This is a genomic window from Veillonella parvula, from assembly GCF_018378075.1.
GTDB classification, from domain to species: domain Bacteria; phylum Bacillota; class Negativicutes; order Veillonellales; family Veillonellaceae; genus Veillonella; species Veillonella parvula_K.
In genome coordinates this window covers 390,099-402,152 of sequence record NZ_JAGZYE010000001.1, presented here as the reverse complement: position 1 = coordinate 402,152, position 12,054 = coordinate 390,099, and the positions used below count along the sequence as shown (strand labels likewise).

General features: G+C 35.8%; 13 protein-coding genes. All 13 read left to right on the top strand.

The window, feature by feature from the left end:
• Window positions 1-44: 44 nt before the first annotated feature.
• Complete coding sequence (locus KH286_RS01915; protein WP_012864410.1) at window positions 45-848, top strand: DUF3100 domain-containing protein; 804 nt, start codon at window positions 45-47, stop codon at window positions 846-848.
• Window positions 841-1,302 (top strand): hypothetical protein, encoded by a 462-nt coding sequence (locus KH286_RS01910; protein WP_077708453.1) that lies wholly within the window; start codon window positions 841-843, stop codon window positions 1,300-1,302. The genes KH286_RS01915 and KH286_RS01910 overlap by 8 nt, the downstream gene beginning before the upstream one ends.
• A gap of 132 nt (window positions 1,303-1,434) precedes the next feature.
• Window positions 1,435-2,754, top strand: coding sequence for an amidohydrolase (locus KH286_RS01905; RefSeq protein ID WP_077708452.1), 1,320 nt, complete (start codon window positions 1,435-1,437; stop codon window positions 2,752-2,754).
• 137 nt (window positions 2,755-2,891) lie between these two features.
• Window positions 2,892-3,242, top strand: a complete 351-nt coding sequence (locus tag KH286_RS01900) for a hypothetical protein (protein ID WP_227065298.1) — start codon at window positions 2,892-2,894, stop codon at window positions 3,240-3,242.
• Between the two features lie 92 nt (window positions 3,243-3,334).
• The gene (locus KH286_RS01895; protein WP_255263888.1) at window positions 3,335-3,793 is read left to right on the top strand and encodes a hypothetical protein; all 459 of its coding nucleotides are present in this window, start codon (window positions 3,335-3,337) and stop codon (window positions 3,791-3,793) included.
• 637 nt (window positions 3,794-4,430) lie between these two features.
• Window positions 4,431-4,796: a hypothetical protein gene (locus KH286_RS01890; RefSeq protein WP_038150263.1), complete on the top strand. Its 366-nt coding sequence runs from the start codon at window positions 4,431-4,433 to the stop codon at window positions 4,794-4,796.
• A gap of 283 nt (window positions 4,797-5,079) precedes the next feature.
• On the top strand, window positions 5,080-5,517 hold the full coding sequence (locus KH286_RS01885) for a hypothetical protein (protein WP_004697174.1): 438 nt from the start codon (window positions 5,080-5,082) through the stop codon (window positions 5,515-5,517).
• A gap of 370 nt (window positions 5,518-5,887) precedes the next feature.
• Complete coding sequence (glyQ, locus tag KH286_RS01880) at window positions 5,888-6,763, top strand: glycine--tRNA ligase subunit alpha (protein ID WP_004697243.1); 876 nt, start codon at window positions 5,888-5,890, stop codon at window positions 6,761-6,763.
• Window position 6,764: 1 nt separating this feature from the next.
• A complete protein-coding gene (gene glyS, locus KH286_RS01875) occupies window positions 6,765-8,816 on the top strand; it encodes a glycine--tRNA ligase subunit beta (protein ID WP_004697286.1) in 2,052 nt (683 codons plus the stop codon).
• Window positions 8,817-8,982: 166 nt separating this feature from the next.
• Window positions 8,983-9,369 (top strand): MarR family winged helix-turn-helix transcriptional regulator, encoded by a 387-nt coding sequence (locus KH286_RS01870; protein ID WP_004697491.1) that lies wholly within the window; start codon window positions 8,983-8,985, stop codon window positions 9,367-9,369.
• Between the two features lie 142 nt (window positions 9,370-9,511).
• Window positions 9,512-9,853: a 50S ribosomal protein L19 gene (gene rplS / locus KH286_RS01865; RefSeq protein ID WP_004695921.1), complete on the top strand. Its 342-nt coding sequence runs from the start codon at window positions 9,512-9,514 to the stop codon at window positions 9,851-9,853.
• A 231-nt stretch (window positions 9,854-10,084) separates the two neighbouring features.
• On the top strand, window positions 10,085-10,990 hold the full coding sequence (gene ylqF / locus KH286_RS01860; RefSeq protein ID WP_004697388.1) for a ribosome biogenesis GTPase YlqF: 906 nt from the start codon (window positions 10,085-10,087) through the stop codon (window positions 10,988-10,990).
• The gene (locus KH286_RS01855; protein WP_004697109.1) at window positions 10,983-11,780 is read left to right on the top strand and encodes a ribonuclease HII; all 798 of its coding nucleotides are present in this window, start codon (window positions 10,983-10,985) and stop codon (window positions 11,778-11,780) included. Before ylqF ends, KH286_RS01855 begins: the two co-directional genes overlap by 8 nt.
• Window positions 11,781-12,054: the final 274 nt, after the last annotated feature.

The window sequence follows — 12,054 nt, the reverse complement described above, 5'->3', positions numbered from 1 at the left end:
ATAATATAACAATGTTATATTATGTATTTTTACAGGAGGTCATTATGCAGCTTTTGGGAAATCTCAAAATACATTTTCTAGCGCTCGTACTAACTGTAGTCGCTGAATTTATAGGCATAAAAAAACTAGGTCCTGTTGTATTATTGCCATTATTGTACACATTGATTCTAGGTTTATTAATTTCTATTCCTAAGTTTAAAATTCTTACGATTAAACAGATGGAAAAATCTGCCGATTATATCGGTATCGCCGTTATGATCTTGATGGTAAAAGTAGGACTTGGTATCGGTCCAAATCTTGGTATTCTTACAAGTGCTGGCTGGGCATTGTTATTACAAGAGCTTGGTCACTTCTTCGGTACTATTGTATTTGGTTTACCAGTAGCTTTGCTAGTAGGCATGCGTCGCGAAGCAGTAGGTGCTTGTTACTCTGTAGACCGTGAGCCAAATGTAGCGATTATCATCGATAAATTCGGTTTTAGCTCTCCAGAAGGCCGTGGCGTTATGGGCATGTACATCTGTGGTGTTCTTATCGGCGCTATGTGGTCATCTGTATTGGCGGGTATGTTAGCACAATCTGGCTGGTTTCATCCTTTGGCATTAGCTATGGGCGCTGGCGTAGGTAGTGCTAGTATGATGGCGGCAGCTACAGCTCCAATCATTGCAGTATATCCTGATTACGAACAACAAATTATGGCTCTTGCAGGGGCTGCAAACTTGTTGACTACTGTTCTAGGCGTATACTTTGGTTTATTTGTTTCTTTACCAGTTATGGAGAAAACATACAACTTCTTTACAGGTCGTACCCGGGAACAAGATTTAGCAGAGGAGGCAGCACATCATGAGTAAAAGTGAAAGATTAACACAGTTTGTCATCGTTATCTGTATTGCTGCTATCATCACTGCAGTCGGTAATGTAATGGATGGTAAACTTCTATTTAGCGATAGTTTAGTTGGCGTAGCTATCTTGGCAGCTCTTGCTACAATCGGTGCTTTGATCTCTAACTTGCCATATGCTAATAAATTGCCTATGGTATTCTGGGTGTCTTTAGTTGGTGTTATTGCATCCTTACCAGGTATGCCTGGTCAAGAATGGATTATCGCAAAAACTAGCCAAGTTACATTCTTAGCTACTACAACACCTGTACTTGCCTATGCAGGTTTATCCTTAGGTAAAGACCTTGGTGCATTCCGTCGCTTATCTTGGCGTATTATCCCTGTTGCACTAGCTGTAACAGCAGGTACTTTCATCTGTGCAACAGCATTAGCCCAATTAGTACTTCATTTAGAAGGTTTAATTTAATACTAAATCATAATGTTAGATGTCTAAATTATGTTAAGATATAATTATAGAATTATATTTTAGAAGATATCTATACATCATGATGACATGATCGACCGTATTTTATACGGTCGATTTTATAAAGGAGATATTATGAGCCGTATGACAAAGGAAGAAGTAAAGCAACGTGTTTGTAAAGCTATTGTTGATGCACAACCGCGTTTACGAGAATTGGCTGAATCTATTATGGCTGAACCAGAATTGGGTTTTAAAGAGGTAAAAACCTCTAAAAAGGTTCAAGCTATGTTTGATGAACTTGGCATTTCTTATACTACTGGCCATGCATTGACAGGTGTAAAAGGTAGAATGAAAGGTCGAGATAGTAAATATACGGTTGCAATGGTGGGGGAATTAGATGCCATTCTCTGTCCTCGCCATCCTCGTGCCGATGATTTAACAGGGGCCGCCCATTGCTGTGGTCATAATGTACAAATTGCGAATATGTTTGCTGTCGCTATGGGTTTACAAGCTGTGGTGGACGAATTAGCTGGCGATGTTGTATTATTTGCTGTTCCGGCAGAGGAAATGATTGAAATTGATTACCGCAATAAATTGCGTGAGCAAGGTAAGCTTAAGTATATGGGTGGTAAGCAACAGCTCATCTATGAAGGAGCTTTCGACGATATTGATATGGCTATGCAAATGCATGTGGAGACAGCCAAAACACCAGCTGGTGAAATGGGGCTTGGTAGTACCTCTAATGGTTTTGTATCTAAACTGATTGAATATCACGGTAAGGTAGCCCATGCAGCACAAGCACCTCATGAAGGCATCAATGCTCTTAATGCTGCTTTGATGGGGGTTATGGGGGTTAACTCCATTCGTGAAACTTTCAAAGAAAGCGATTATTTCAGATTCCACCCAATCATTAATCAAGGTGGTACATTGGTAAATTGTGTGCCTGATTATGTTCAAGTTGAAAGTTACGTGCGTGCCTCTAATATTGAAGCTATTGTAGATGGCAATCATCGTGTAAACCGGGCCTTAAAAGCCGGTGGCGATGCAGTAGGAGCCACATGTGTTATCCATGACCTACCTGGTTATTTACCGATGCGTAATGATGAACGTATGAATGCTCTATTACGAGAAAATTCAAATCCTATCTTTGGTGAAGCCAATATATACCAAGGCCCACATATAACAGCTAGTACAGATATGGGGGACGTATCTCACTTGATGCCGGTCATCCATCCATGGGTTGGTTGTATAAGTGGTGTACTACACAGTGCGGAATATGAAATCTCTGTACCTGATGTAGCGTACATTAAAACAGCACAAGCATTGGCTATGACAATCGTAGACTTACTATACGATGATGCAGCAGGTGCTAAAGATATATTAGACAACTTTACACCAGCCTTAAATAAAGAAAGCTATATTGAACTCTTAGACCGTATTGCTAAGGGTGAATAAAATAAACCGCCTATCGAAGATGAATTGATTTATCTTTGGTAGGTGGTTTACAATTTATTTATATAACTATAATAGTTCATTTAAGTTTATATTCTCATATATTATATAAGTATATTTAGTATATGTTAGAGGCGGTTATGAAAGAGAATATTGCTTTACTACTAGCCATCTTATATCTGATTTATAGATATAAGACTTATAAGAAAGTTAATAAAACAATAGAAGACAGAATAGAAAATGTACACAAACTATTCTTTAAACGGATACAGCATGCTTTACAGTGTTCTGAAGAAGAGGCAGAGAAAGTTGGTCTAGCATTAGATAAATATTTTGTACCTTTAGAAAGTAAATTCTATAAAATGGATGATAATACTTACTCCTTTATTGATGCAGGCGGCCTTAAAGGACTATTCTCAATAGATAAAAATTATAATTTAGTAACATTAGTATATAATAATGTAGATTTATTAGCTTTAGAGCAAAATTAGTAAATTAGATTAATTAGGATTAAAGCAATCCTATAATAATAACATTAATGTTATACCTTTCGTATTTATATCTGAGGAGTTAAAGAGTTTTTATGCCCATTAGAAAGCTTATAAAGATAACTTGTACAGTAGTTTTATCGTTACTAGTAATTATTCTACTTTTTATTGGAATTAGAATATACGAATATCAAATATTTATAAACTCTCTTGTAGATTATGGCAAACAAACAGGGCTCAATAAAAATATGACTGGTTTTGCTACAGATTTTCCCTATATATATTCTAATGGTGATTTCGGTATAGTTGTTGTTAACGTATTACCCTATGGAACAGTACGAATTATTCCAAATCATAAAGGCTTTAGTAAAATATTTGAATCTCCAGCAGATAGTAATTTAGAGTATTTGCAAAAAGCATATGGGGATGAACTTATAATTTTGGACAGTATTGATCAATTTTCAGAAGATGAAAGAAAGATTATATCTGAGATAACTAAGAAGGACTCAAAACCACGATATGATCGTGATACTTGGGTTACTAGATCATACTAATTTAAGGTAAGTATGCTCTTAAATTAATTTGGAGAATAAATTATGTTCGAGATAGTAACAATTTTAGGGCTTATATATTTGTTATATCGTATTAGATTCTTTTATAAAGAGGATAGTATATTTACTAAATAAGCCATGTGAAAATATTCTGGAGGATGAAGAAGAAAAAATGAGGAGTAATTAAATCAATGAACTTTATATATTATTTTGCTACTATATCCTTATTTTTAGCATTTGCCTATAGTGTAATTCAATATATCCGAAGATCTAATGAAGACATAAATGAAAAATATAGATTGATTAGTTTTGGCATATTTTTATTTGTATTGTTTACGGATTTAAAGTTCTTGGATACTATAAATAAAGAATTTAAATACCTAATTGAATTTTTATTGCTATCATTTAGTACATACCTGTTTTCACTAATTTATAAAAATAGTGACAATAAAAGGACTTATTACCTATTTTCTTTTTTTACAATATTGTTATTTTTAATGGCTATCTTATTCTCTATGTAATTGAAAATTATATATATATAATTGTAGTTATGTTTATTTTATGGATTGTATTGCATTAACTAAATTATGTTATTAGAATACATTTTTTATGGCTAGACTATTTCCTCAGGGGGAAACGTGTGGAAAAACAAATAGTAAATATATTTTTATTTTTAGGTTTTAATTATTATATGATTAAATCTTGGGGTACTCGGAAGGTTACAGTTTTAACACTAATTGGCAACTATTTCTTAATCAGTATTTTAATAGAATCGTATTTTGGTTTGCCTAAATTCATTGAGGACTTTAATGCACTATTTATGCTTGGAATAGGTATGGTAGGTACTTATATCTTATGGCGTAAAAATAAAGCTGGAACACTAACGGAGTATGAAAAAAGAGGATGGATTCTGACTCGTACTTTCTTAGCATTATTTGTCTTAGCTGTATTAGTATTTGCTTTAATATTTATATTTATGGAGTATATTTATGGGATATATATTTAGTGTAATAATATATTGAGTTCTAATCTGGAGATTAAATAGTAGAAATATTACCTCTGAAAATAATTATAGTCTTCGTTATAGAGTTAGTAATTTTTGGATTGGTAAGTCTCCTGATTTTAGGTATTTTTATAGAAAAGAGATCTCTATACTTGAGCGATTAAATAACTTGTAATATTAATCTCACAATAATGATCATTTTAAGTTGATATTTTTTATATTTTATTTGATTAAAAATATTTTCTTATATTTTGATAGATAATAGTTAAAGTTTTTGAGGATATTTATGGATAAAATACAAATTATAGAATCTGAATTAATTTCTTTGCAGTATGCTGATGAACAAATGTTGGACTTTTTAGTTACTGATTTAGGTAATAGAGCTATTTTAGTGGCAGAGACATTTTATCTAGAATTTAAGTATTGTACTCAAATTAATATAGATAATGATTTAATGAACACACTTTTTTTACCTAGATTTAAAACTGGTAAATCTAGTCTTTTTATTCAAGATATTTCTATAGAGACTAAAGACGTTCGATCAAGAGGTGTTATAAAAAATAGACATGTTGATAAAGGTTATGCTACAGCAGTAGGCTATGAGTTTACTATTAACTTTGCATTTATGGATATAGCTATCGATTGTTTAGATTTTAGCTTAGTGAAGAAAAAAGATTTAGAAAGAGATATTGATTCGTTGATACATTATAAAGAAATCGAGTAATAGAATGTTAATCATTAGTTTTATTAATAATCTTTGATTTCATTCTTATATAGTTGATATATTTACTTGTGTTGACATTCATCCCTCTGTATTGCTACAATATTATCTATAATATATGCGATGAAGCAGAGTAGTAAACCTCTCTAGCGAGTGAGGATGGTGTAAGCTCACATTTGGTTGAAGGCGCTGTAGAGCATTGGCAGGAACGCAGAAATCTGTTAGTAAAGGCCAACATAGAAAAAAGAGGGCGCAAGCCAAATAGGGTGGAACCGCGGGTATACTCGTCCCTGTAACGTTTTTCGTTACAGGGACTTTTTTGTTTGTAACGAAATGGTTGATTTTATGTCGGTTGTGTAAAGTGGAGGCAGCAATGACATTTCAAGAGATTATTTTAAATCTACAAAAATTCTGGAGCGATCAAGGTTGTATCGTTCAAAATCCATATGACATCGAAAAGGGTGCAGGTACAATGAACCCTGCTACATTTTTGCACGCTATTGGTCCTGAACCATGGTCTGTATGTTATGTAGAGCCTTCTCGTCGTCCAGCAGACGGTCGTTATGGTGATAATCCTAACCGTTTGTTCCAACATCATCAATTCCAAGTTATCGTGAAACCATCTCCAGATAATATCCAAGAATTGTACTTACAATCTTTGGCTGCATTAGGCATTCACGCAGAAGACCACGATATCCGCTTTGTTGAGGATAACTGGGAATCTCCAACATTGGGCGCTTGGGGCCTTGGCTGGGAAGTATGGCTCGACGGTATGGAGGTAACTCAGTTTACATATTTCCAACAAGTTGGCTCCATCGACTGTAAACCAGTTTCCGTAGAAATTACATACGGTCTAGAACGTTTGGCTATGTACATTCAAGGCGTAGAAAATGTATATGACCTTAAATGGAATGAAAATGTTACATATGGTGACGTTTGGCATGCTAACGAAGTTGAACAATCCGTATATAACTTTGAATTAGCTGATACAGATATGCTTTTCAAATTGTTTGATATGTACGAAGCAGAAGCAAAACGCGTTTGCTGTGCAGGTTATGTATTACCAGCTTACGACTATGTATTGAAATGCTCCCACACATTCAACTTGCTTGATTCCCGTGGCGCTATTTCTATCAGCGAACGTACAGCTTTCATCGGTCGCGTACGTGCATTAGCTCGTATTTGTGCACAACAATACCTTGCTAAACGTGAAGAATTAGGTTTCCCACTTTTGAAAGGAGATAAATAAGATGGCAAAGGATTTATTATTTGAAATCGGTGCAGAAGAAATTCCTGCCGGCTTTATGCCAAATATCTTAGGTCAATTGAAACAATTGGCTGAAACAAAATTAAATGATGCCCATCTTCCTTTTGAAAGCATCGCAACATACGGCACACCACGTCGTTTGGCTCTTATCGTTAAAGGTCTTGCTGATACATCTGCCGAAATCAGTGAACGTCATAAAGGTCCATCTGCGTCCATCGCTTATGATGCTGACGGTAATGCTACTAAAGCGGCTATCGGCTTTGCTCGTGGTAAAGGTCTTGATGTAGCAGATCTCGTTGTAGAAGATGGTTATATTTACGCAGAAACTAAAACTGCAGGGGTTCCGGCAAAAGATATCGTTACAGAAATGTTGCCTCAATTGATTACAGGCCTTAACTTCCCTAAATCTATGCATTGGGGGAATTTAGATGCTAAGTTTGTACGTCCAGTACGTTGGCTTGTAGCATTACTTGATGAAGACGTAATTCCTGTAGAATTTGCTACTGTTCAATCTGGTAATGTAACACGTGGTCATCGATTCTTAGGTGCTGATGAAATCACTATTAAAAATGCAGCATCCTATGTAGACACATTAAAAGAAAACTTTGTTATGGTCGATCAAGATGCTCGTCGCGAATTGATCTCCAAACAATTACATGATATGGCAGCTTCTAAAAATGCATCCATCGTTTGGGATGATGATTTGTTAGAAGAAATCAACTATCTTGTTGAATGGCCTACAGCATTGTGTGGTGGCTTTGAAGAGTCCTACTTGGCACTTCCAGATGCAGCTATTATTACACCTATGAAAGACCATCAACGTTACTTCCCATTGGTTGACCAAGACGGCAAATTGTTGCCAATGTTCTTAACAGTTCGCAACGGCTCCGATCATTCTATCGAAGTAGTTCAAGCTGGTAATGAACGTGTATTGCGTGCACGTCTTGATGATGCTAAATTTTTCTTTAACGAAGACCGCAAGAAACCTCTTATCGACCGTCAAGATGGTTTGACTAAAATTGTATTCCAAGAAGGTCTTGGTAACTTAGCAGATAAAACTGAACGTTTACTTAAATTGGGCCGTGTGTTTGGTGAAGAATGTGGCTTGCACGAAGATACAGTTGTTGTATTGGAACGCGCTACAGAGCTTGCTAAGACTGACCTTACTACAGGTATGGTTACAGAGTTTACTGAATTACAAGGTGTAATGGGGAAAGAGTATGCTTTACTTGATGGTGAATCTCCTGAAGTAGCAGAAGCTATTTTTGAACAATATTTACCTCGTTTTGCAGGTGATGTATTGCCTCAAACGGAAGCAGGTAAAGTATTGTCCATCATCGATAAAGTAGATAATATCGTAGCTACTTTCAGCCGTGGATTAATCCCTACAGGCTCTCAAGATCCATATGCATTGCGTCGTCAAACAATTGGTATCTTGAACATCTTGCTTGGTAGCGAATGGAATATCAGCTTGCGTCCAATCTTCAAAGCATCTATGGAATTGCTTAATGTGCCAGCTGAAAAACAAGAAGAATTACTTGGTCAAGTAGAGGAGTTCTTCACACTTCGTTTGAAAAATATCTTCCTTGATCGTGAAGTTCCTCATCATGTAATCGACTTGTTGTTGTCTAACAATGAATTATCCGTTGCTGATGCTGAAGGTCTTGTAAATGCATTGTTAGCAAATCGCATCGATGAAAACGTTGAACTTGTTCAAGCTTATACTCGTATGTACAATCTTGTAAAAGATGTGGAATATACTGGTGTTAATAGCGATTTGTTGAAAGAAGATGCTGAAAAAGAATTGTTCGAAGCTGCTTCTAAAGCATCTGAAGCAAGTAGTGCTGCTTGGGAAGCTGGCGATTATGATGCAGTCGTGGCAGTTCCAGCTACTTTAGTTCCAGCCATCAACAAATTCTTTGAAGATGTAATGGTTATGGATAAAGATGAAGCTATTAAAGCTAACCGTTTACAACTCGTTCGTTTAGCATACAGTGTAATGGCTATTATTGGAGATATTAGCTCATTAAAATAATATATTATAGTAAAAATTTAAATTTTTACTATGATATACAAGAGAAGAGGTACCATGCGTACCTCTTTTTTGCTTTTACGAAGAATATGCAAATTTTATGCAGGATTTTTAGAGACTATAGCGAATACTTTATAATATACAAAGTTGTATGAGGAGATAGATGATTATGAATCATGATGAATTATATAAAGCCTTATGTAAGGTGCCAAGCGGCAAAGAAAAGTCTCGTGATAGAATTATTATTGAATTATATATGCGTTCTCAAGGAGCATCACAAAAGCAGTTAGTAGATGCTCTAAATATGCGTCCTGCTACTGTGTCGGAGCAGACAGACATACTCATTGAATTGGGATATGTTACAAAACATATTGATTATATGGACAAACGTATATCTGTAGTTACTTTAACAGATGAAGGGAAACGGTTAGGCAAATCTCTTTTACATACATATAACGAATTTCTTAATGTAATGTTCTCTGATTTATCGGATGAAGATCAGGAGAATTTATACCGCTTATTAGGTAAGTTAAAACGACCAATTATACGTAAATAATACGTAAATATTTGGATTATTAAAATAATATAGAAAATACTTGCTAACAGTACGTGATTTATGATACTATATTGCTGTTAATTTGAGACAGTCCGCTGCCTATAAGGTGTAGGTATTGAATGTCTGCAAACAGGAGGAAACAATGAACATTATTAACGTACTTGAACAAGAACAACTTCGTACAGACATCCCTACATTCCGTGCTGGTGACACAGTTCGTGTACACGTAAAAGTAGTGGAAGGTACTCGTGAACGTATCCAAGTGTTCGAAGGTTTGGTAATTAAACGTCAAAACGGTGGCGTACGAGAAACTTTTACAGTTCGTCGTATTGCATCCGGTGTAGGTGTAGAACGTACATTCCCACTTCATAGCCCACGTTTAGCTAAAATCGAAGTTATGCGCCGTGGTGTTGTTCGTCGTGCTAAATTGTACTACTTACGTAACCTTACTGGTAAAGCTGCTCGTATTCGCGAAAAACGCTAATGTTCATAAAAGGCTGCCGTTGGCAGCCTTTTATTTTTGCTAAAATTAGATATGAATAGTTCTATTTCATTATTATCTGAATTAAATTATTATAATAGAGAAATATAGAGCTATAAAAGATAGATAAAAATATAAAACATACATATAAATATAAATATAAAATATACTAAGTATTTCTAAGAGTTTAAGTATCTCTAAGAGATGTATATGAGTATGTAGAAAGGAAATACTATGGCAGATTCACCTATCGTACATTGGTTCCCTGGTCATATGGCGAAAGCCACACGTATGATTACGGAGTATATCAAAAAGGTAGACGTAGTTATTGAGTTACTAGATGCGCGTATTCCTCGTTCTAGTGCGAACCCAGTCATCACAGAACTCGTTGGTCAGAAACCTCATATCGTACTGTTAAATAAAGTAGATTTAGCAGATCCTAAAGCTACAAAGGAATGGACTGAGTTTTTTACAAAACAAGGCATCACCGTATTGGCTATCGATTCTAAGTCTGGCAAGGGTAATAAGAAGTTAATATCCACTGTAGAGCGTTTGAGTAAACCTATCATCGACCGTTGGGTTGCAAAAGGTATTCGTAGCCGTTCTGTACGTACTATCATCTTAGGGATTCCTAACGTTGGTAAATCTACATTGATTAACTCTTTAGCTGGTTCTGCTGCAACGCGTACAGCTAATAAGGCAGGTCATACACGTGGTCAACAGTGGGTTAAAATCGGTAAAAATCTTGAATTGCTTGATACACCAGGTGTATTATGGCCAAAATTAGAGGACCAACGTGCCGCGGCTCGCCTCGCTATGACAGGTGCCATTTCCGATGATGTTTATGATTTAGAGCATGTTATAAAACAGCTATTAAATTACTTATTGACGAACGCGCCAAATATTTTGGTAGAGCGTTATAAATTAAAAGAAGAAGAGATGACCGATGTTGATACGATTCTTGAAAGCATCGGACGTCGTCGAGGTTGTCTTGTAAGCGGTGGCATTGTAGATTTTGACAAGGCTCGCCGTATTATCTTGCAAGACTACCGCAATACTAAGTTAGGTACAATTACTCTCGATCAAGTTGATGAAGAACCGTACTACCCTGCAGATGGTGAGGAGAGTCATAATGGATAAGGATGTATTTTCTAAGTTAAAAGTAGCAGATATTAAAGCTCTCTTTGAAACTGAACAAGCCTTAGAGATTTTGTCTTTTGCTCAAGAGGATACTCGTAGTTCTGTACAGAAATTGGCTGCTTCTTATATTAAGCGTCAAGAAAAAGAGTTAAAAGAACAGCAACGTCTTATGGGTATGTATGACTATGAAGGCATGTTCTATGATCAAGGTATCTATCATGTGGCTGGTGTTGATGAAGTGGGGCGTGGTCCTATTGCGGGGCCTGTCACGGTAGCTGCTGTTATCTTGCCACCTATGACATTAATTCCAGACCTTAATGACTCTAAAAAACTAACCGAAGAAAAGCGTGAAGCGCTCTATGATATCATCAAGGACGAAGCCGTTGCTGTTAGCTGTATTTCCTACGGCCCAGAAAAGATTGATGAACTCAATATTTATGAAGCAACGCGACAAGCGATGTATGAGGCTATTCGTACGCTCAGCATACCAGCTGAAGCAGTAGTAGCCGATGCTATGAAATTGCCTGATTTGAGGATTCCCGTTGAATCCATCATTAAAGGTGATAGCAAAAGCGCTAATATTGCTGCTGCATCCATCATTGCAAAGGTTACGCGAGATCGATATATGAAGAGTCTTGATGATGAGTTCCCTGGCTATGGCTTTGGTATTCATAAAGGTTACTATACGGAATTACATAAAGAAGCTATCGAGCAACAAGGGGTAACACCACTACATCGAAAGAGCTTTGAACCTATTAAATCTATCGTTCGTTGGGTTAAACCTGAGTAATTTCTAAGTATTTATTATGGATAATAAATTTATTTTATAATTAGACTATCAAGTTAAGTCCTATAGTTGTATTAGTTTTATTCGTATTATCACATTATAAATTGCATATAGTTCATAACTGTAAAGAGGTTCCTATTGGTCACCTATGTGACTATTAGGAACCTCTTTTGTATTTACTTTTGTTACCTCCATAATTTACGCTACAAGTAAGTATTACCTGTTGAAAGATTAATATAGTATAGATATTAAATTCTATGAGTTGTTGTTGCAGATA

Bases quoted from the DNA above. Each gene is read 5' to 3' on its own strand.
- KH286_RS01915 (WP_012864410.1), top strand. From the start codon at position 45: ATGCAGCTTTTGGGAAATCTCAAAATACATTTTCTAGCGCTCGTACTA.
- KH286_RS01910 (WP_077708453.1), top strand. From the start codon at position 841: ATGAGTAAAAGTGAAAGATTAACACAGTTTGTCATCGTTATCTGTATT.
- KH286_RS01905 (WP_077708452.1), top strand. From the start codon at position 1,435: ATGAGCCGTATGACAAAGGAAGAAGTAAAGCAACGTGTTTGTAAAGCT.
- KH286_RS01900 (WP_227065298.1), top strand. From the start codon at position 2,892: ATGAAAGAGAATATTGCTTTACTACTAGCCATCTTATATCTGATTTAT.
- KH286_RS01895 (WP_255263888.1), top strand. From the start codon at position 3,335: ATGCCCATTAGAAAGCTTATAAAGATAACTTGTACAGTAGTTTTATCG.
- KH286_RS01885 (WP_004697174.1), top strand. From the start codon at position 5,080: ATGGATAAAATACAAATTATAGAATCTGAATTAATTTCTTTGCAGTAT.
- glyQ (WP_004697243.1), top strand. From the start codon at position 5,888: ATGACATTTCAAGAGATTATTTTAAATCTACAAAAATTCTGGAGCGAT.
- glyS (WP_004697286.1), top strand. From the start codon at position 6,765: ATGGCAAAGGATTTATTATTTGAAATCGGTGCAGAAGAAATTCCTGCC.
- KH286_RS01870 (WP_004697491.1), top strand. From the start codon at position 8,983: ATGAATCATGATGAATTATATAAAGCCTTATGTAAGGTGCCAAGCGGC.
- rplS (WP_004695921.1), top strand. From the start codon at position 9,512: ATGAACATTATTAACGTACTTGAACAAGAACAACTTCGTACAGACATC.
- ylqF (WP_004697388.1), top strand. From the start codon at position 10,085: ATGGCAGATTCACCTATCGTACATTGGTTCCCTGGTCATATGGCGAAA.
- KH286_RS01855 (WP_004697109.1), top strand. From the start codon at position 10,983: ATGGATAAGGATGTATTTTCTAAGTTAAAAGTAGCAGATATTAAAGCT.